Annotated in this window: 17 protein-coding genes; 11 read left to right on the top strand and 6 right to left on the bottom strand. The window is 39.3% G+C overall.

What is annotated here, in order from left to right; translation table 11 throughout:
• Positions 1-134 precede the first annotated feature (134 nt).
• Both QYC40_RS05990 and QYC40_RS05985 read right to left on the bottom strand, forming a co-directional pair.
• A complete protein-coding gene (locus QYC40_RS05990) occupies positions 135-830 on the bottom strand; it encodes a head GIN domain-containing protein (RefSeq protein ID WP_301992973.1) in 696 nt (231 codons plus the stop codon).
• 13 nt (positions 831-843) lie between these two features.
• Positions 844-1326 (bottom strand): hypothetical protein, encoded by a 483-nt coding sequence (locus tag QYC40_RS05985; protein WP_301992972.1) that lies wholly within the window; start codon positions 1324-1326, stop codon positions 844-846.
• Positions 1327-1545: 219 nt separating this feature from the next.
• Between QYC40_RS05985 and QYC40_RS05980 the strand changes: the two genes are divergently transcribed.
• Positions 1546-2055, top strand: coding sequence for a DUF5362 family protein (locus QYC40_RS05980; RefSeq protein ID WP_301992971.1), 510 nt, complete (start codon positions 1546-1548; stop codon positions 2053-2055).
• A gap of 737 nt (positions 2056-2792) precedes the next feature.
• Here QYC40_RS05980 and QYC40_RS05975 read toward each other — a convergent pair.
• Positions 2793-3497, bottom strand: coding sequence for a prolyl oligopeptidase family serine peptidase (locus tag QYC40_RS05975; RefSeq protein WP_301992969.1), 705 nt, complete (start codon positions 3495-3497; stop codon positions 2793-2795).
• A 199-nt stretch (positions 3498-3696) separates the two neighbouring features.
• Here QYC40_RS05975 and QYC40_RS05970 point away from each other — a divergent pair, with 199 nt between their 5' ends.
• The 4 genes from QYC40_RS05970 (at position 3697) to QYC40_RS05955 (ending at position 8752) form a co-directional block, all read left to right on the top strand.
• A complete protein-coding gene (locus tag QYC40_RS05970) occupies positions 3697-4095 on the top strand; it encodes a c-type cytochrome (RefSeq protein ID WP_301992968.1) in 399 nt (132 codons plus the stop codon).
• Between the two features lie 6 nt (positions 4096-4101).
• Positions 4102-4380, top strand: coding sequence for a SelT/SelW/SelH family protein (locus tag QYC40_RS05965; protein WP_301992967.1), 279 nt, complete (start codon positions 4102-4104; stop codon positions 4378-4380).
• Between the two features lie 101 nt (positions 4381-4481).
• Positions 4482-5708, top strand: coding sequence for an exonuclease subunit SbcD (locus QYC40_RS05960; protein ID WP_301992965.1), 1227 nt, complete (start codon positions 4482-4484; stop codon positions 5706-5708).
• Positions 5709-5710: 2 nt separating this feature from the next.
• Positions 5711-8752 (top strand): SMC family ATPase, encoded by a 3042-nt coding sequence (locus QYC40_RS05955; RefSeq protein WP_301992963.1) that lies wholly within the window; start codon positions 5711-5713, stop codon positions 8750-8752.
• Between the two features lie 108 nt (positions 8753-8860).
• Here QYC40_RS05955 and QYC40_RS05950 read toward each other — a convergent pair whose 3' ends face one another.
• A complete protein-coding gene (locus QYC40_RS05950; RefSeq protein ID WP_301992960.1) occupies positions 8861-9376 on the bottom strand; it encodes a hypothetical protein in 516 nt (171 codons plus the stop codon).
• A 454-nt stretch (positions 9377-9830) separates the two neighbouring features.
• Here QYC40_RS05950 and QYC40_RS05945 point away from each other — a divergent pair, with 454 nt between their 5' ends.
• On the top strand, positions 9831-11366 hold the full coding sequence (locus QYC40_RS05945) for a lipopolysaccharide biosynthesis protein (RefSeq protein ID WP_301992959.1): 1536 nt from the start codon (positions 9831-9833) through the stop codon (positions 11364-11366).
• A gap of 12 nt (positions 11367-11378) precedes the next feature.
• Positions 11379-12311: a glycosyltransferase gene (locus QYC40_RS05940; protein ID WP_301992958.1), complete on the top strand. Its 933-nt coding sequence runs from the start codon at positions 11379-11381 to the stop codon at positions 12309-12311.
• Between the two features lie 109 nt (positions 12312-12420).
• On the opposite strand, the gene htpG is transcribed toward QYC40_RS05940, so the two are convergent.
• Positions 12421-14310 (bottom strand): molecular chaperone HtpG, encoded by a 1890-nt coding sequence (htpG, locus tag QYC40_RS05935; RefSeq protein WP_301992957.1) that lies wholly within the window; start codon positions 14308-14310, stop codon positions 12421-12423.
• A gap of 152 nt (positions 14311-14462) precedes the next feature.
• On the opposite strand from htpG, the gene QYC40_RS05930 reads away from it, so the two are divergent.
• The 4 genes from QYC40_RS05930 to smc all read left to right on the top strand — a co-directional run bounded on the left by QYC40_RS05930 (position 14463) and on the right by smc (position 20002).
• Positions 14463-15032, top strand: coding sequence for a suppressor of fused domain protein (locus QYC40_RS05930; RefSeq protein ID WP_301992956.1), 570 nt, complete (start codon positions 14463-14465; stop codon positions 15030-15032).
• A gap of 94 nt (positions 15033-15126) precedes the next feature.
• Positions 15127-15813 carry a hypothetical protein gene (locus QYC40_RS05925; protein WP_301992955.1) on the top strand — a complete coding sequence of 229 codons (687 nt, stop codon included), beginning with the start codon at positions 15127-15129 and terminating at the stop codon, positions 15811-15813.
• A gap of 83 nt (positions 15814-15896) precedes the next feature.
• Positions 15897-16373: a DUF6882 domain-containing protein gene (locus tag QYC40_RS05920; RefSeq protein ID WP_301992954.1), complete on the top strand. Its 477-nt coding sequence runs from the start codon at positions 15897-15899 to the stop codon at positions 16371-16373.
• 83 nt (positions 16374-16456) lie between these two features.
• Positions 16457-20002, top strand: coding sequence for a chromosome segregation protein SMC (gene smc / locus QYC40_RS05915; RefSeq protein WP_301992953.1), 3546 nt, complete (start codon positions 16457-16459; stop codon positions 20000-20002).
• A 319-nt stretch (positions 20003-20321) separates the two neighbouring features.
• Here smc and QYC40_RS05910 read toward each other — a convergent pair whose 3' ends face one another.
• The gene (locus tag QYC40_RS05910) at positions 20322-20504 is read right to left on the bottom strand and encodes a hypothetical protein (RefSeq protein ID WP_301992952.1); all 183 of its coding nucleotides are present in this window, start codon (positions 20502-20504) and stop codon (positions 20322-20324) included.
• Positions 20505-20541: the final 37 nt, after the last annotated feature.

Below are 20541 nucleotides of genomic sequence, written 5' to 3'. Positions count from 1 at the left end.
GCTAGAAGTAGGGAAATTTAACGCTTTCCAGAAAGAAGAAGTGGGATTAAAGCGCTGTATGCTGACTTTAGGAAAGACAATTACAAAAAAAGCGACGAGAGATCCCGTCGCTTTTATATCATAGAAAAACCTTTTTACAAGGTTTGATTCCCTTTAATGAAATTAATCTTGCCACCTGCAATACGCTTATGCGTGCGTTGCTGAGGATCGCCATATACATCAATCACCCCGCCTGCTCGCGTTTGCACATCAGCTGCCTGGCTAGCAAATACTTCAATTTTGCCGCCGGCGTTCGTACGCACCAGGGCGCGCTGTGCTTTCAAATCTTTGCCGAAGAAAGATCCACCTGCCGTATTATTCACGGTCAATTCATCCGTAGTTCCCAATAAATCAATTACCGATCCTGTATTCGACTCTACTTCTACCTGCTGCGCTTCAATCTTTGCACGAATCTTTGCTCCTTCGTTTGCAAAAATATCCAATCGCGCATTCTTTAATACTTCTTCCTCGAAATTAACCTCCGCCCCTTTTCTAGCAATTATTTTGGAAACCGTAGGCGTGTGAATGATGACTGATGCCTGGTTTCCTTTTAAGTAATACCCGGCTTTCATCTTTAATCGAAGTTCGTTGTTTGAAAATACAGCCTCCACTTTATCAGCCAATTCTCCCGTTATTTCCAACTCATTACGGTCACTGGGAACCACTGTTACCCATATTCTATCCGTCACTTCTAAGGTGCTGATCGCGTTGATTTGTTGTTTAATCTGTGCATTGGCGGCCTGTGTCAAAAAGCCGATTGCCATAAAAAATAAAACTACTGTCTTCTTCATATAAAATATTAATCTATCTAGCTAATAACGCAAGTTCCGAGGCATTATACATATTTGCCCCCTTTAAATATTTGTAAATTTTATCTTTTGTTGCTTTGTCGTTCATTTTATAAAGATTATTCATCACATAATCTTTGTCGGACTCCACTTGATCGTGATAGCCCAAATACTTCGGAATGTAATATTGTATACATAATCGGATAAACCGAAGCTCTACATTATTTGGACTGGACTTTATCTCCTTCTCCAATTTGTTCTTACCCGATTTAAAGTAATTCATCTTCTTGAATGGATTGGAAGTATGCTTCGCCATAAACATATGAAAAGCCGCCGCATATCCGCGCTCCACCGGGGTATTCGCTTCTGACTCTAAAGTTTCCAAATGCCGTTTACAAAGTTCCTCATCCTTTACTCCCTTATTAAAATCCGCTCTAACAACATTCAAATCTAGTTTCTGAGCATAAGCACTCTTCGTCACGAATAGTACAAATGCCATAATACAAACTTTAATCATAATTCTCCCAGTTTATTTAGATAGTAAAATACAAAAAATAAGCCAAGACAATATTTGCGATGCGTTATTTAACATTTTCATTGGTTTTTTACCAGAAATACCGCCTATTAGTTCGAGGCAACATTAGAATATGTATCAAGAAAAATATTATATTTACACTTAACCCTAACATTTATACATATCCTTATCAAAAACTTAATTATGGAAAATTTCGAACAAAACCCAGAACAGTCTTCCGGCCATTTTGAATCTAACCCGAGTCCAACATTTGCATTAACCCCTTTAAGTATTGAATACTTGCGGGAGGTAGCCAAATGGGCGAGATTTTTAAGTATACTCGGACTAGTCGGAGTTGGCTTGTCTGTTCTAGCTTATATTTTTCTTGGTGTAACACTCAGTGCGGCACCTTTAGCAATTGACGGCACTAGTTCATCTAGAGGAATGGCTGGAGTTACCGGACTAATGTTTATTCCCGGAGTAATCATTATGCTTATTTACATCCTCCCGATTTGGTGGTTATACCAATTTTCTACCCGATTAGGTGAAGCAATAAACTTCAAAAACAATCAAATCTTAGAAACATCCTTTCAGTTCCTTAAAAAGCACTATAAGTTCATCGGAATTTTCGTAGTCGTGATTTTAGCACTCTATATCCTACTAATTATCGGTGCTGTTATTGCAGCTGTTTCGGGAGCATTGATAAACATGTAAACAAAATATTAAAAAGAGAGCTGCCCAAAATGGGCAGCTCTCTTTTTAATATTTTGCAGTATTTAGTAGTTAGTACTTAGTATTTAGACCTAGGGCGGTAAATTTTAGGCATTAGATTTTAGACGTTTGTCTTGAACCAGGAAAGGAAGGATTAAAAGATAAGCAGTATCCTGTCAATCTTTTCATCATTTCTTTTCTGGTTCAAGACAAAGCGTCCTGTCAATCCTTAAATCCTTCCTTTCCTGGTTCAAGGCAAAGCATCCTAATCATCCTTTCATCCTTTTTTTCCTGGTTCAAGGCAAAGCATCCTGATCATCCTTTCATCCTTCCTTTCCTGGTTCAAGACAAGGCATCCTGTCAATCCTTAAATCCTTCCTTTTCTGGTTCAAGACAAAGCATCCTGTCAATCCTTAAATCCTTCCTTTCCTGGTTCAAAGACAAAGCATCCTGTCAATCCTTAAATCCTTTCTTTCCTAGTTCAAGACAAAGCATCCTGTCAATCCTTAAATCCTTCCTTTCCTGGTTCAAGACAAACCCCTTCATGCCTGCCCATCATTTCATATTTCATTTCTTCAAAACTAGAAACCATACTCTTATTAGCTAATGTATAATCTCTATACCCGCCCTAGGTCTAGATACTAACTACTACATACTAAATACTATTCAAAGCCATATCATAGCGCTTTCTGAGTGGCTCTGATATGGCTTTGAATTGGGTATTTATTGGGTTTAGTCGGTTATGAACCTTTGGAATGTCTGAACATGAAGTCATAAATCTTTTCTCCATGGAAGAGGCTTTCTACACTTCCATGCGTGCCACCCGGGATGATGGTTAGCGTAGCGTCAGCATCCTTATCACATTTTTTGATTGCATTGTAGATTTTTTTGGATTCTGATGCGGGGACTGCGCGATCGGCACTACCGTGTTGTATCCAGAGTGGGACCTGCGTTAGGTTGCATGCGTAGCTTAATGTTCCGCCGCCGCAGATTGCGACAGCAGCTGCTATACGGTCGGGATACTTGCCGGCAACATCCATTGTGCCATATCCGCCCATGCTCATTCCGCAAACATAAATACGCTCTTTATCAACAGGGTAATCCTTTTCTACCTTATCTAATACTTCCATTACTTTATCCGGATCCCAGCCATTTGCCGTTTGTGGAGCAACGACAATCGCGTCGAGGTCCTTCCCTCTTTCGATGGCGCGCAATACGCCATAACGCTTAACTCGGGATAAATCGTGACCAGATAAACTACGTCCGTGTAAGAAAATAATAACTGGAACTTTTTCTTTCTTAGCTACCTCTTTAGGCATCCTAACCCAGTAGGAGTATCCGGATTTCTCGTTATAGGCCTTTAACTGAGCAAAGGACGAGTAACATAGACAAAACACAAATGTAGTGGCTAACAAGATTGATTTTACGATGTTTTTATTTTCCATAGTTGTTTCTCGGTAGATGAAATTCTATCAGCTTCAAAATGAAATCGATAAAAAACAGCCTCGAAAGTAAAACTTTATCTCCTATCTTCAAAACATAACGTTTGTTAGAAACTGATTTTCAGTAAATTATAATTTACATGACATTTCTATTACAATTCTCGTTTTTATTGCTATATTAGATGTACTAAAACGACATATCATGAAGAACAAAATTATCACCCTATGCACCCTTCTCGGGTTGATTGCTGCATTAAGTGCTTTTAACTATCAGCAAGAAGAACCACGCCCTACCAATTTGAAGGTGCTTCCGAAGAATATTTCCCACGAAGAATTAGACAAAACGATGAAATCCTTCAATATGGCACTTGGTGTAAAATGTAATCATTGTCATGCTCCGAAAGCGAATGGCGAAAAGGGTTTAGATTTTGCATCCGATGCGAAGCAAGAGAAACATATTGCAAGGGAGATGATCAAAATGACCAACAAAATCAACAAGAAGTGGTTTAAACATGAATACGATGGCGTTATTCCTAACATCTCTTGTAATACCTGCCATAATGGTAAAACCGAAGCATATACCGTTATTCAAGGAAAATAAAACGTATTGAAACCAACAATTCGCATAGAATATTGCCCTAAATGTGGTTGGATGCTCCGAGCTGCTTATATGGCTCAAGAGCTGCTAACCACATTTACAGATGATGTTTATGGCATCACGCTTCAACCAAGCGAAATAAGCGGCCGTTACACAATTTACGTCGATGATGAGCTAATCTTTGACCGAAAGCGCGAAGGCAGATTCCCCGAAATTAAAGAACTTAAACAATTGGTTCGCAATAAGGTAAACCCTGAAAAGTTCTTAGGCCATTCCGACTCCAAATAGGCTTTCCTCGCTACCTCCCCTCCTATACTTTCACATTTATTAACCATCTGCATCCTAAAAATTCGTTAATTTTAGCCATCACCTTTACAAAATACTTTTAGATGCGCATATTACACACTGCAGATTGGCATTTAGGCAAACGACTGGATTTCTATTCGCGATTGGAAGAGCAACGCGAGGTATTAGCGGAGATTTGCGCGATAGCCGACAAGGAAGGAGTTGATTTAGTTATCGTGGCAGGTGATCTTTTCGACACCTTCAACCCGCCTGTAGAAGCAACAGAATTATTATACAAAACTTTAAAGCAGTTATCCAAGAACGGCAAGCGTCCTGTTATTGCGATCGCGGGCAATCATGATTCGCCGGATCGCATCGATTCGCCGGATCCTTTAGCCCGGGAATGCGGTATTTTATTCTTTGGTTATCCAAACCAGGAAACTCGTCCGCTGTCTGTAGAAAATGGGTTTGAGATCATCCGTTCTGACAAAGGATTCGTTGAGATAAAGCTGCCAAAATATTATTATCCAATACGTATTTTAAGCACCGCCTTCGCCAATGAGATTAGGCTGAAGCAGTTCTTGGGTTTCGAAGACAAGGCCGCGCAGTTGCACGAATCTTTAAAACAAAGCTGGACAGATCTCGCTATGCGCTATTGCGACGACTATGGCGTTAATATATTGACAAGTCATCTATATATGCTAAAACGCGGAGGTGAGATTCTCGAAGAACCAGAGGGCGAAAAACCGCTGCGTCTAGGATATGCTGATCTGGTATACTCAGATGCTATCCCTAAGCAAATCCAATACACAGCATTAGGACACTTACATCGATTCCATGAAATCGGGCAAGACACAGCTCCGGTAATTTATCCGAGCAGTCCCCTTTGCTATTCCTTTTCCGAAGCAGGTCAGCAAAAACAAGTGGTTATTGTTGATATCGAGCCGAAAGGAAATGCGCAATATCGAAACGTAGCGTTGGAAAAAGGAAAGCCCTTATTCCGTAAGCGATTCGATGATATTGATGAAGCAATTGTTTGGTTGCATGATAACCAAAATGCATTGGTTGAACTGACCTTGGAAAGCGAAACCTATATTTCTGCGATTGATTTAAAGCTGATACATGAGAGCCACGATGGCATCATCCATATTATCCCTGTTGTATCCAAGCAGGCGGACACTGCAACTTGCAGTCAAAGCATTAATCTCGATCAGGATATCAAAGATCTGTTCAAAGATTATTTCAAGTCAAAATATGGGCAAGAACCAAATTCCGAGCTTTTGGATTTATTTGACGAAGTCAGTACAAACACCTTAGAAAAAGAAGATTAAGTATGCTGCCACTATATCTCAGTATTGAAGGGTTATACTCCTATCAAGAAAAGCAAGAAATAGATTTTACTCAACTGACCGAATCGGGCCTTTTTGGCATATTCGGAACCGTAGGGTCTGGAAAGTCTTCCATTTTGGAGGCGATAAGCTTCGCTTTGTTTGGCGACACTGAAAGGCTGAACAAAACCGATAAGCGGGCTTATAATATGATGAACCTGAAGTCCAATCAAACACTGATTGTATTTGAGTTTCTCAATTTTGAAAACAAGAAGTATCGTTTCGTTGCACAATGGAAGCGTCGTAAGAATTTTGAAGACACGACGACTATTGAAAGAACCGCCTATGAGTGGAAGGATAATAACTGGACGCCCTTGGAATCTGCTGACGGCGCGAAGGTGACCAACCTCTCCTATGCTAATTTCCGGAGAACCATTATTATTCCGCAAGGGCAATTCAAAGAATTCTTAGAGCTTAAAGGTAAAGACCGTTCAGAAATGATGAAAGAGATCTTTTACCTGAACAAGTTTGATTTGGGTCCGAAAGTGGGTATGCTGCAGGCGCAAAATAATCGTAAGCTTGAGAATATGCGCGGTGCGCTGTCTGGCTTCGAGAGCATTTCTGCAGAAGCATTGGCCTTAAAAAAGAAAGAAGTCGAGGAAGCAAAAGAAAGCCTGGAAATCACCAAACAGGGATATCAAGAATTGTTGCAGAAGGTTCAGTCGCTACAAGAATATAAGGACAAACAGAACGAGCTACAATCGAAGACTAATCAGTATCAGGAGTTATCGAGTAAGAAAGAGAAGGTTAAACAACAAGAGCAGGAACTTAATCGTTACGAGAAGACTTCCAATGCTTTTCGGGAGCCATTAAATCAAATACAGTCGCTCAATGTTGATCGGGAATCCCTTATCCATAAGATTGAAAACTTTCAAGCAAGCAAAGAGCGTCAATCGTATGAAATCGATGTATTAGAGAAGGAAATTCAGGATATACAGAAGGATTACCTAGGCATTAATACGCTTAGAGCAAAAGCAGAGGACTACAAACATCTTTTACAGATAAAGGAGAACGATAAGAAAGAACAGGAGCTGCAGCATCGCATAGCAAAGGGCGAGCCTCTTGTTATCAAAGCGAAGGCGACCGAAGACATTATTACCAATAAGCTCGCTGAGCTAGAGAAACAGTTGGAAGTATTGAAGGCTGAGAAGATTGATACGACGCAGCTTATCGATATGGAAAAATGGTATCAGCGTAAGGAAAGCTTGCAGCAACAGGAAAAGCAAATGCTAGAGCAGCTTCAGGCGACTCAAGTTGAAATTGCTGACGAGCTTTCAATCATCAGTTCCGCAGGATATCTCGAAAGCAATTGGGAGCAAATGCTAAATAATGAGCTTAATTTGATCGAACAACAAATGCTGAAGCAGCGTGATCAAGAAACTCAGTTAAAGGTACAGGCTCGTCTGGCCGGGTTTGCGAGTGATTTACAACATGGTCAGCCCTGCCCGCTCTGTGGCGCTTTAGATCATCCACAGCCCATGCATTCCGCTCATGTTCATGACGAATTAGAAGCAAATGAACGCGTTAAGAATGAGCTAGAGCAGAGCAAACGTGAGTTCTTGCAGGTAAAAGATAGATTGACGAAATGCAATGTCGCATTAATTGGTAAAAGAAGTTCTGAAAAGCAATTGTTGGCTTCACTTGAGCTGTTGCAGGGCGCGCTAGACTCGCACATATCAACGTTTGGATGGACGGGTTACTCAACGGAAGATAGCAGTGCATTTGAAGCACAAAAGCAGAAGCTGAAGGTTAATGAGGAACAATCTGCCAATCTTGAGCTTCAGATTAAACAAAAGCGTGAAGAGTTACAGGAAACACAGTCAAATATCAGCAAATTTGAAAAAGGATTGGATAGTTTCCGTAACGAGATCGCTGTAGTACAGGGATTGAGCATTCATAGCAAAGGCTTATTGCAGCAAATACAATGGGAAGATTTCAAGGATACTGCTATTGATGAAATCAAGCACGACAAGCTCAATCTGGATAACCGGATTATTAATATCGAGAGCACATATCTTCAACTGACGCAAAAAATCAACACGTTTAAAACAAAACTGGCGGAGATTGTGGGGCAGTATAATAGCTCGAAAGAACAGTTGAGCATCTATAATCAACAGATTAAAGCGCGTCAAGAACAATTGGCAAAACTGTTGAAGGAATTCCAATTTAACGACATCACCGAAGTACAGCAGATTATTCGGCGGTCGATTCCTGTCGAGCAGTACAGACAAGAAATACAGCAGTTTTATATTCGTTTGGAGGTCTTAGAATCGCAAATTGCTTCGTTGAACGAGTTTTTGTCGAACAAAGCATTTACCGAAGAAGAACTGGAGACAACTGCTGATCTCTTTGCGCTGAAGAAAGAGGAATTAGAATTGCAATTGGCTTTAACAGGTGCTCTAGAAAAGGAACTTTCCTTTATTACGGTTGAATTTGGCAAAAAAGAAAAATTGCTTGAAGAGTTTGACAAATTGTCAAACAGAGGAAGCAACTTAAAAACGCTGGAGAATCTCTTTAAAGGAAATGGCTTCGTGAATTATATTTCCAGCATTCACTTGCGTCAAATGTGCGAAATGGCAAACCATCGTTTCCATCGTTTGACGAGAAATCAATTGAGTTTGACGGTGAATGAAAATAATGAATTTGAAGTCGTAGACTACCTTAATGACGGGCATCGTCGTTCGGTAAAGACACTTTCTGGTGGTCAGTCTTTCCAAGCTTCCTTATGCCTGGCATTGGCACTAGCGGAGAATATTCAATCGCTGAATAAAGCGGATCGCAACTTCTTCTTTATCGATGAAGGTTTCGGCACGCAAGATGCCGACAGCATCAATACGGTATTTGATACTTTACAGTATTTACATCAGGAGAACCGCGTAGTGGGCATCATTTCACATGTCGAGGAATTGAAAGAACGAATTCCGAGCTCAATAACGATTATAAAAGATCATGAAAAAGGAAGTCGCGTATCACATTCGAGCAATTAAAAATTAAATAAATATGAAAGGCCCCGCATCACTGCGGGACCTTCATCAATTAAACATATAACCACTAACTAATATATAACCTTTAAAACTTACTGTTTTAATTATGAACTATACTTTATCTGTTGACTGATCAGTAGTTTCAACAGGTTTAAAGTTGCCTTTTCCACCTTTACGCTGTTCTTTACGCGGCGCCTTGTCAAAACGTTGCTTTCTTTCGGCCAACTTATTTTTATAAATTTCTTTTTGCTCCGGTGTCAATAGATTTTCAAATGCTTGACGATCGGCTTTCATTTCATTCATACGAGCCTGACGCTCTGCTTTGCGAGCTTCAGCTTTCGCTTTCCACTCTTGTGCTTGCGATAAATGGTAAGCATAAACATCTTTCTTTTGCTTATCAGAGAATTTCAACTCCTTATCTAAGCGATCCGTTTTCGCCTGCGCAATTTGCTCTGGCGTTTTATTCATCATATCGCCGTGGCGCTTCATATGCATACGACCGTTGCGTTCTTGACGAACTTCTTTCGTTTTTGGATCTTTATTTTCAACTTCTGTATTTGTACTTTGTGCGTAAGTAAGACCTGTTAATCCAGCCATAAATACTGCCATGCTTAATAACTTTTTCATAGGAACGATACTTTAATTGTTCAACTTATATTCTTTTGATATTCTTTATACTCAATAGTTTAATCGACAATTGTTAAAAGCTGTTAAAATAAATCTGCTACCTGCAGGTACACTTTTTATTGTCTTTGTATGGATAAGAGTAAAAAATGGGTGTTAGAGTTTAAAGGCGAAGTCGTTAAAAAGTGTTAAGAACAAAATATCCCTTAAAAGAATTTGTCATGGTAAAAATTAGAAAAGCAATACGTAAAATATTCATTCTTCTAAAATAACTGTCACCGATTAACTACATTAGCATAAATGTACAATCAGAAGGAATTTAGTAACTGATATCTTTGCCCAACAAAATTAAGACGGTATTCCCGAGTTTTGGTCTATCTTTTTATATAGCTCGATTAAGTAGTTAAAAAATGGATTCAACAAAATAAATGTTGGCAGAAAATATTTCAATTTTAGAATGGATAAAAAACGTTTCCTTATAAATCTAATTTCTAATTTCTTGAGTGCGCTTTCGGGCGTTGGAATAACGTTTTTCCTAACTCCATATATTGTCTCCGCCTTGGGAAAAGAGTCATATGGTTTTTTCTCTTTATCCAATAACTTTATCATGTATGCAGGAATCTTGACTACGGCATTAAACTCCATGTCGGCAAGATTCATTACCATCAGTCTTGAGCAAAAAGACTTAAAACAGGTCAATGTATATTTCAACTCGGTTTTGGTTGGAAACTTTTTGATTTCAATATTCTTCTTTATTGTTGGCGGTTTATGTTGCCTCTTTCTGGATAGGATACTTGACATCCCTATTCCGCTAGTAACCGATGTAAAACTGCTTTTTGCCTTTATGTTCATCGGTTTGATAACAAATATTTCGACAACCGCATTCTCTGCATTAGCATTTGCAGTGAACAGATTAGATAAACTCGCAATTAACAACATCATTATCAACATGATTCGGCTCGTTGGAATCATCGCGTTGTTTTATTTTTTCGTGCCAAAAATATATTTTTTAGGGGTCGTAACTGTCTTTACTTCCTTTTATTTCGGATTTGCCAATTATCGTTTTTCCAAGAAAATTATGCCGGAAGTACGAATAAATTTCAAGGATTTCTCTACTGCGGCTTTAGTAGTCATGTTATCTTCTGGCGTTTGGAATTCGGTTGGCGCACTATCGAACGTTGTCAACTCACAGATCGATTTGTTAATTGCTAATAAACTCTTCGATGCTTCGGCGATGGGTTTATTATCGCTGACTAAATTAGCTCCTAATGCGTTACAATTGCTATTGGGAATTATTGTTCCGGTCTTTCTGCCCGAAATGATTAAAGCGTACGCTAAGAATGAGAAGGAAAAATTGCTCGACATCCTAAACTTTTCTTTTAAGCTTATTTTTCTGATCCTGATGATCCCTATGGCCATATTTTATATTTATGGAACAGAGTTTTATCAACTTTGGCTACCCGATCAAGACTTTAAAGCGCTGTATATTATTTCCATTCTTACCTTAACGCCAATGATTGTACACGGGTGCATTGAAACCGTGTATCATGTATTCGTTGTAACGAACAAGCTTAAGTTACTTTCCATCTGGGGGATTTTTATTTCTATTTTGAATTTTACTACTGTGATTGTCCTCTATAAAAATACAGATCTCGGCATCTATTCTATTCCGGCCGCCGGATTTATCGTGGGCTTATTGAACCATCTTACTTTCACCCCAATTTATGCAGCCAAGTACCTAAACTTAGATCTCGGCTTTTTCTATAAAAAGTTACTGTTTGGATTGCTATGTTTTGTGATTTTACTTGCCGTTTCCTATGGATGGAAGATGTTACATTTGTTCGAAATAGACTCCTGGCTTCGCTTCCTATTAAATACAATTCTATTGGGTATGATTCTTTTGGCTATCGCTATTGGCCTTCGTTTCGACAAAGCCACTCGTAATAAAGCTATCAACCTAGTAAAAGCAAAAATAAATTCCGTAAATAAATAATTAATTAAGAGTATGAGTAAAATTAGCGTTATTGTGCCAATATACAATGTGGAAGCATATTTAGAAGAGTGTCTTGATTCTATAATAACGCAAACGTATAAAGAACTTGAAATTATTCTCGTGAATGATGGGTCAACGGATAATTGCATCAAAATTTGTAAGCGGTATAAGGAGCAAGATGATCGGATTCAGATTGTAGACAAACCAAACGGAGGTTTGTCGAGTGCTAGGAACGCTGGACTAGATGTTGCTTCTGGAGAACTGATTGCCTTCGTCGATAGCGATGATGTCCTTCATCCAAGATTCTTTGAGCATTTGATTTCTAATATATCTGATGCAGATTATATTTTCTGCTTATATGAGAAATTTGAGGATGGAACAGCAATCAACATAAAATCTGACCTACCCAGATATGATGTAATGAATCTTTCTAACAATGAAATGCTAAATACATTAGACACATTTCATTACCCCCATAGCATCGTTTCTTGGAATAAGCTCTACAAAGCCCATATTTGGTCTAACCTGCGTTTTCCAAACGGCAAAATACATGAAGATGAATTTGTCATCCATGAAGTTTTGCACAGGTGCAAAAGCATTAAGTTCCTTAACCTGGAGCTTTACTACTACCGACAAAGAAACTTTAGCATTACTTCGGGGGCAAAGTCAGAGAAAGCATTCTTAGACAGCCTGGAAGCACTACAAAATCGTCTTCAATACTTCAAAAAGGAAGGTTTTAAAAGTGCGTACGACACGCTTCAGGGAAAAATAATGTTCCTCACTACAGAAAAATACGTATCGCCAAACAATCCAGCGTGGCGCGCTATAAGATTTTCCGACATTCTAACAAACAAAACAATAGAACCTAAACTTCGATTGTTACTTTTAATTCGAAAAATCAGTGAAAACTGGTACTTAAATATCCAGAATCGAAAAAATAAATAAGCTCGCTAATGATTTTACCTCTAAACGGCTTTTAAAACTTGCACTTCAACAAAAAAAATAGCCGCCCGTGATAAACAGGCGGCTATTCTATATAAACTTAATCTTTCGATTAGATCATCTCAACACTGCGTTTAACGAAAGCGGTTAAGTCTGCTCCTGTCAATAAACCTCTTGACAATAATGCTAAATCAAAAGCCTGTTTCGCTAACTTTTCGCCGTCCTCTTCTGAGGATTCAACGATACGTTTTACGAGTGGGTGGTTTCCATTAACAGTAACTTTATAGTTATCCGGTAGATTACCATAGAATCCCATACCACCGCCTGTTTTTGCCATATCTTTCATTCGACGCATAAACTCGTCTAATGTCACAGACACTGGAAGATCATTTTCATTTAAAGCATCCACTTCTACCTTCATATCAGCTCTAGAAATCGCTTTCTCAAACGTCTCACTTACCTTCTTACTTTGCTCTTCCGAAAGACTCAGCTCAATCTTCTCGTCTTTTTCAATCAACTTATCGATGATATCGGCATCCACACGTTTTAGCTGTACCTTCTCCCCTCCTTTTTGCTCAAGAAATCCTGCAAAGTGTGTATCTAATGGTCCATCCAGATTTAATACATCATATCCCTTTGCCAAGGCTGGAGCAATGAAACCATCTTGCTGTGCTTTATCATTGGTATAGAGATAAACGATATTTCCGTTTTTGTCAACTTGGATATCCTTTACTTTCTCATAGAATTCTTTAATCGTGTAAGAAGCAGCCTGTGTATCCTGTAATAAACAGAAATCAATAGCTTTCTCTGCGAACTTCTCATCGCTCAACACACCGTATTTAATGAACAGACCGATGTCGTTCCATTTTTCTTCGAAGCCTTTGCGATCAGATTTAAAGATCTCTTGCAGCTTGTCGGCAACTTTCTTAGTGATGTAGTTATTGATCTTTTTCACATTGCTATCCGCCTGTAGGAAGGAGCGCGATACGTTCAATGGAATATCCGGAGAGTCAATCACTCCGTGTAATAGCATTAAGAACTCTGGAACAATATCTTTTACCTCGTCGGTAATAAACACCTGTCTTGAGTATAACTTGATCTTATTGCGTTGGATCTCTAAGTCGTTCTTAATCTTAGGGAAGTATAAGATACCGGTCAAGTTGAACGGATAGTCTACGTTTAAATGAATCCAGAACAATGGCTCGTCCATTGCATATGGATATAACTCACGATAGAAGTCTAAATAGTCCTGATCAGTTAACTCCGATGGCGATTTCGTCCAAGCAGGATTGGTATTATTGATAATATTATCGACTTCAACCGTCTTGTATTTTGGTTTTCCTTCTTCGTCTTCACCGTCAGGTTCTTGTGTAGACTTTGTGCCGAAACGAATTGGAATCGGTAAAAACTTGGCATACTTATCTAAGATCTCTTGGATTCTTGATTTATTTAAGAACTCGGTAGAATCCTCGTTGATATGAAGGATAACATCCGTTCCGCGGGTAGTTCTGCTTCCTGTTGAAATCTCATATGTTGTACTACCATCACAAGTCCAGTGTGCCGGTTCAGCACCTTCCTGGTAAGACAACGATTCGATCTCCACGCGGTCTGCAACCATAAATGCAGAGTAGAATCCTAATCCAAAGCGACCAATGATCTCATTTGCATCATTCGCCTCTTTAAATTTCTCCATAAATTCCGTTGCTCCCGAAAAAGCAATCTGGTTAATATACTTTTTAATCTCCTCGGCAGTCATCCCGATACCATGGTCTGAGATCGTAATCGTTTTTGCTGCCTCGTCAAACTTCACATCGACTGTTAAATCCCCTACCTCGCCCGCAAACTGACCTAAGGAACCTAAGCGTTTAATTTTTTGAGATGCATCGACTGCATTCGATACTAACTCACGTAAAAAGATCTCATTGTCCGAGTATAAAAACTTCTTGATTACCGGAAAAATATTCTCGGTATGGATGGAAATTGTACCTTTTTCTTCTTGCATATGCTATATATGATTTATCGTTTTTTATTAAAAATATTCTCCCTTAGTACACATCAATAGGCATTCCATTGTGTTTTTTAAGTCATTTTGACAGCTAAAACTGCAATTATTACATAAAACCCTAAATTTGCTTGTAAACAAGACTGAAGAGCATGCTTTTAAAGAAACCCGACTTTTTAAAATCTCCTATTGAGCGCTATAGACAATCCATCGAAGAACGAATGCAGTCGAAAGCTCAGATTTACCGGGAAAAGAGTGCAAAAAAAAAGTTGCCTTTTGTTTACACTTTCGCCTTTCCTCAGCCCGAAGAACGATTGATAACCGCATTTTCCTATGGCGTCTCCTTCGCAAGCCATCCCGAGCGATTACAGCAAGTGGAACTGTGCTTACAGGTTGTATCGAATGAAATGAACTGGGTTCATATTGTTGGTTATCTTGCAAATCAACTAAGGACGGATTGCCCTTTCAGAAAAGGTGAAATAATTAAGATTGGACAGCAAATAAGCCCAGATTCTGATATGAATGCCTTTATTGTCGCAGAAGTTCAGTTTCTTGACGCCAATAGTCTGATCTACGACAGCAAAAAGTCCAAAGGCATTCAGTTGGTTCAGTTAATCCCGATCTATCAATCCGAGATTGTAAGTATTCAAAAGATGGGATTAGACCGTTTTTTACAAGCCATCAAAACTAATTATCAACTAGTTGATAGAAAAGCTATTTAATTTTTTTTTCATTTCATTGTAGCGTAATGATTGACGCTTCCGTATTGTTGTTGAACGTTCAAAAAATGATTGACAGGAGAATAATATGAAAAACATGAAAAAGACGCATTTTTTAATCGTGATAGTGTTAGCCATCTTTACAATGAGCAGCTGTTTGAAAGATGATGCACAACCAACGCCACAGGCAATAGTAACCTTATTGAACTCATACCCAGACGCATCAGATGTCTATTACCAAATGGACGGTCGTATAATCAATAATGTGAGCTTTCCATATAAGACTTATACGTCATTTCGCGCCTTCCCCGGAAGCAAGCGATTGGAAGTGATGAGCCGTTTGGAAAATAAGATGTTGATTGATACCACAATGAACTACGCAGATTCTACTTTCTATACAGGTTTTGTATATGGTGCGGTAGGAAAACCAAAGTTCATCAGAACAACTGATTCGCCAGTTGAAAACTTAGGCGAAAAAGCAGCAGCACGCTTTGTTCAACTTGGAAATGGCGTAGCAAAAGTTACATTCCAAATTGGAGATCAAGAGGTAGCAGCATTTAAAGATCGCGTACAGGAAAATAAAAACACGGTGTCAGAAGCACAGATATTCCGCCCAATCAATACAGGGACTTTTAAAGTTACTGCAAAAGACGAGCAAGGAAACATCGTTGCAGAGCGAGAAGACATCGTTTTCAAAAAAGGTTTATATTATACCTTTGCCCTGATGGGAACAAAAGGAGACTCGGAAAAACCACTTTATATAGGGTATTTACCGGCAGAATAAGGCAGCTTTACAATACATCCATAATTTGGAAGGCCCATATTTTATGGGCTTTTCTTATTTTTACGCTATTGTAAACAAAAAACATGAACCTATCTAAACCACAAGTCGACGAGTCCTTCCGCGTGTTGCATAAAAAAGCACATGAATTTGTCACCGATCAGCATGAGATCCTAACGGAGGACTTTTCCTTCGGTGCTTACGATCAATACAGTTTAGACGCTGACAAATCCAACATTAGTTTCATCAAAGATCGCATAGAAGTCTTGAAAGTAGCATATCAAGCGGTAGGCGCTTTGAATGAGGATAATGGGTTATGGACCTGGCGTTGGGATAATCCGGAAATAGCACCCTCCGAGAGAGAGGAACTTGAGGTTATTAAAAACTACGGTGACTTTTTCAATTATGGCATGCTGACCCAAGCACAATGGCCAGCATCCGAGGCCGATGCCTGGGCGGTTACCGCAATCGCCGCTTATCTTCGCGGAGGCAAAGGTATTTTCAAGATACAGATTGATGGCTCGCCACATTTTGTTTATTTTGAAAAAATCCTGACCACTTAGGAATCAGGAATATGCGATACTTTCAACAATGAGCGAAATTCACTATTTTCGCAGGATATTTTTTTATACGGAAAACACTTTAGATGCAGTTAACGAAGTTAGAAATCAAAGGATTTAAGAGTTTTGGTGACAAGGTTGTAATCAACTTCAATGAAGGCGTAACGGCCATTGTAGGGCCAAATGGATGTGGCAAATCTAATGTTGTTGATGCCATACGTTGGGTGTTAGGTGAACAAAGTACGCGTACATTGCGTTCCGAGAAGATGGAGAATATTATCTTCAATGGCACCAAGAACCGTAAGGCTGCGAATCTTGCCGAAGTATCTTTAACCTTCGACAATACTAAAAGTATTTTGCCGACGGAATTTACGACGGTAACCATTACAAGAAAACTTTTCCGCACCGGAGAAAGTGAATATCGCTTAAACGATGTTAAATGTCGTTTGAAAGATATTACCGATCTATTCCTCGATACCGGTGTTGGTGCTGACACCTACTCGATTATCGAATTGAAGATGATTGATGAAATCATCGCTAATAAAGATAATTCCCGCCGAAACCTTTTCGAAGAAGCTTCGGGTATATCAAAATATAAAGTCCGTAAAAAACAGACCTTAGCCAAGCTTAAGGATACAGAAGCTGACCTCTCACGTGTCGATGACTTGATGTTCGAGATCAATAAGAACCTGAAGTCTTTAGAAAACCAAGCGAAGAAAGCCGACAAGTACTTTACACTAAAGGAAGAATATCGCGAAGCGAGTATCGGATTAGCCTACTATCGTTTGGAGAACTTCCACACTGATCTAGAGCGCATCCAAGAGCAAGAAAACCAACAGAAGGAGCAGCTACAGGAAACTGTCGCACAGATTGCATCCAAAGAAACGGTTTTACAGACCCAGAAGAACGACATCCTTGCCAAAGAGAAAAATCTAGCAACACAGCAAAAGGTTACTCACGAGTATATCAACAAGATCCGCGCATTAGAATCAGATGAAAAGCTGAAGAATGCCAAGATGATCCATCTGCAAGAAAAGGAAACTCGTTTAAATAATGATATTGCAACTGATAAGCAACAGCTAACTCAAATAGAATATAGCGTAAAACGCTTGAACGAGGAGTTATTCGAAGAGCAGAACAAGCTCGATGACATCAAGCAAGACCTGGAAAACAATAAACTAGAGGTCGAAGAACTGCGTGGACAACAACAATCTGCAAAAGGAAAACTTGACAGTTTTACGAAGGACAACGCCGAACTTCAGAACAACATATACCGTTTAGAAAAAGATATTGCCGTTTTAGGTATCCAAAAAGATGCCTTAGAGCAAGAATCCCTACGTACGGCTAATGACGCAATCGCAAAAGAGGCGGAACTCAATCAATTCAGTCTTGTAGTTGCCGAATTGGAAGAACGTGTCAATATCCAACAAGAGCAGTTTGACGCAGCGCTTCATACAGAAGAGCAATTGCAGCAACAAATTGAAGAAACGGAAGATAATATCCGTCAATTTACCAGCGAACTCAATAGAGAGTCTCGCGTTGTCGATGCCAAACAAAACGAATACAACCTAACGAAATCCCTTGTCGATAATCTCGAAGGGTTTCCTGAGTCCATTCGCTTCTTACGTAAGAATGCCGGCTGGAAAAAGCAATATCCCCTATTTTCGGATATCCTCTTCTGTAAAGAAGATTACCGTGTGGCTATCGAGAACTTCCTTGAGCCAATCATGAACCACTATGTCGTGGACCTGAAAGAGGATGCTGTAAAAGCAATTAACCTCCTAAGTGACTCATCACGCGGACGAGCTAATTTCTTTATCCTAGAAGCCGTAAAACAGCTTCCTGCGGCAGAACAGGTTAACAATCATGACAGTCGCTTAATATCTGCAATGGATGTCATATCGGTAGATGATAAGTTCAAGACCCTATGTACTATCCTGCTCGACGGCGTTTATCTTCTTAAATCAGAAGATGACATCATTCTGGAATCCGATTTACCGACAGACAATATCACCATTCTTCATAAAGATGGTAAGTTCTCCAAAACCAAGCTAGGCCTTTCTGGAGGTTCTGTAGGATTATTCGAAGGTAAGCGTATCGGACGTGCGAAGAATTTAGAAATCCTTGCCAAGGAGATCCAAACGCTAAATCAGCGTATTCTGGAGCTACAAGAAAACCTGCGTGTAGAAAACGAGAAACTTATCCGCTTGAAAGGAGGTTCTCAACGTGTCTTTATCGAAGAACAACGTGTGCAACTAAACCGCCTGACAAATGAGCTGGTATCTGTCAAAACGAAACAGGAACAATACCAAACGTTCATCAATAACAGCCAGAATAGAAAACAGGATATTGAAACCAAGATCGCATCTATTCTTGTCGAGCTTGAGAAAGCAGAACCTGAACTGCAGGATTTCAAATTAAAGGCTTCAACTAATCAAGATGAATTAGTACTCCTACAACAGCAATATCAAGACATTTCTGAAATCCTGACGGAGAGATCAGCGATTTTTAACAATGCGAATATCAAATTCCATCAGCAGCAAAGTAAAGTTTCTACGCTACTGAAAGACTTAGAATACCGTGAGCATCAAAAGGACAGCTTGCTTGAACGTATTGAAAAGAACAGTCAGGAGTTCGATCAAGTAAAGAAAGAGATTATAGAATCTGTCAACACGGGCACAAAGGATGAGATTGATCTGGCTGCGATGTATGAGCAAAAGGAACTGTATGAAAAAGGTCTGAAGGAAATTGAAGATGATTTCTATGCGAGTCGCCAAGAGATCAATGATCTGGAGGAAAGTATCGGACAGCTGCGCCGCAACAAAGACATTTCCGACACCATCATCAACGAGTATAAAGACAAGAAAACGTCACTTCAAATCGAGCTAAATGCGCTTAAAGAGCGTCTATCTGTAGAGTTCAATATTGAGTTGCAAGATTTATTGGAACAGGAAGTTCCGGAAGATCGTCTTCCATTTGAAGAGCTGCATACTAAATGTAATAAACTGAAAAAGCAACTGGACGATTACGGTACGATCAACCCGATGGCAAAAGAAGCCTATGATGAGATGTTCGAACGACATGGCTTTATCGACAAAGAGAAAACCGACCTCATGGATGCTAAAGCATCCTTACTGAGCACGATCTCGGAGATCGACCAATCTGCAAACGATAAATTCATGTACGCATTCACGACCGTACGAGAAAACTTCGTGAAAGTATTCCGTTCGCTATTTAATGAGGAAGACTCCTGTGATATCGTATTAAGCGATCCTAACAACCCATTAGAGTCTGATATCGATATTATCGCAAGACCGAAAGGAAAACGCCCATTGTCGATCAATCAGCTCTCCGGTGGTGAAAAAACACTGACCTCCACTGCCCTATTGTTTTCGCTTTACCTTTTGAAGCCAGCACCGTTCTGTATCTTCGATGAGGTAGACGCTCCGTTAGATGATACTAACATTGATAAATTCAATAATATCATCCGCGAATTCTCCAACCAATCGCAGTTTATTGTGGTATCTCACAACAAACGCACGATCGCAAGCACCGATATCATCTACGGTGTAACCATGGTTGAGCAAGGTGTATCAAGAGTAGTAGCGGTGGATTTGAGGGATGTAGCTTAATATAGATTTTAGATATAAGATTTGAGATATTAGAGCATGGCTTTCAATGTAAAATATTAGAACATGCCTTTCGATGTAGAAACGCAAAAATAGTCTTGAACCAGGAAAGGAAGGATATAAAGATGAACAGGATCCTGCATATCTTAATATCCTTCCTTTCCTGGTTCAAGACAACACGCCCGATCTTGATAATCCCTAAATCCTTCCTTTCTTGGTTCAAAGACAAAAAAAGCTGTCAATCCTTTAATACTTCTTTTCATGGTATTCAAAGACTACCGCCACGCTCTAATGTCTAATATCTCACCTCTAATATCTAATTTCACTTTTTCCTATTCAGCCATCCTGTAGAGTTAAAATAATAGTAACCATTCAATCCCAATAAAATTAATAGGCAGATTGCGCCGATGATCTTATGGATGACCTCATTTCCGAGAAAAAAATAGATTGATGTCAACAGTGCGAAGACAGAGATCAGCAGCAGTTGTATCTTATTGTAACTCATAACAAATAATTGGTTTTACGAACTAAATATAACCAAT

Origin of the sequence: Sphingobacterium sp. BN32, from assembly GCF_030503615.1 — a bacterium.
In the GTDB taxonomy this organism is placed as follows: Bacteria; Bacteroidota; Bacteroidia; order Sphingobacteriales; family Sphingobacteriaceae; genus Sphingobacterium.
The sequence above is the reverse complement of the archived record's forward strand: the minus strand, read 5'-3'. Positions and strand labels throughout refer to the sequence as shown.

Coding starts and splice junctions, on each gene's coding strand:
- QYC40_RS05990 (WP_301992973.1), bottom strand. CDS start 830: ATGAAGAAGACAGTAGTTTTATTTTTTATGGCAATCGGCTTTTTGACA.
- QYC40_RS05985 (WP_301992972.1), bottom strand. CDS start 1,326: ATGGCATTTGTACTATTCGTGACGAAGAGTGCTTATGCTCAGAAACTA.
- QYC40_RS05980 (WP_301992971.1), top strand. CDS start 1,546: ATGGAAAATTTCGAACAAAACCCAGAACAGTCTTCCGGCCATTTTGAA.
- QYC40_RS05975 (WP_301992969.1), bottom strand. CDS start 3,497: ATGGAAAATAAAAACATCGTAAAATCAATCTTGTTAGCCACTACATTT.
- QYC40_RS05970 (WP_301992968.1), top strand. CDS start 3,697: ATGAAGAACAAAATTATCACCCTATGCACCCTTCTCGGGTTGATTGCT.
- QYC40_RS05960 (WP_301992965.1), top strand. CDS start 4,482: ATGCGCATATTACACACTGCAGATTGGCATTTAGGCAAACGACTGGAT.
- QYC40_RS05955 (WP_301992963.1), top strand. CDS start 5,711: ATGCTGCCACTATATCTCAGTATTGAAGGGTTATACTCCTATCAAGAA.
- QYC40_RS05950 (WP_301992960.1), bottom strand. CDS start 9,376: ATGAAAAAGTTATTAAGCATGGCAGTATTTATGGCTGGATTAACAGGT.
- QYC40_RS05945 (WP_301992959.1), top strand. CDS start 9,831: ATGGATAAAAAACGTTTCCTTATAAATCTAATTTCTAATTTCTTGAGT.
- QYC40_RS05940 (WP_301992958.1), top strand. CDS start 11,379: ATGAGTAAAATTAGCGTTATTGTGCCAATATACAATGTGGAAGCATAT.
- htpG (WP_301992957.1), bottom strand. CDS start 14,310: ATGCAAGAAGAAAAAGGTACAATTTCCATCCATACCGAGAATATTTTT.
- QYC40_RS05930 (WP_301992956.1), top strand. CDS start 14,463: ATGCTTTTAAAGAAACCCGACTTTTTAAAATCTCCTATTGAGCGCTAT.
- QYC40_RS05925 (WP_301992955.1), top strand. CDS start 15,127: ATGAAAAAGACGCATTTTTTAATCGTGATAGTGTTAGCCATCTTTACA.
- QYC40_RS05920 (WP_301992954.1), top strand. CDS start 15,897: ATGAACCTATCTAAACCACAAGTCGACGAGTCCTTCCGCGTGTTGCAT.
- smc (WP_301992953.1), top strand. CDS start 16,457: ATGCAGTTAACGAAGTTAGAAATCAAAGGATTTAAGAGTTTTGGTGAC.
- QYC40_RS05910 (WP_301992952.1), bottom strand. CDS start 20,504: ATGAGTTACAATAAGATACAACTGCTGCTGATCTCTGTCTTCGCACTG.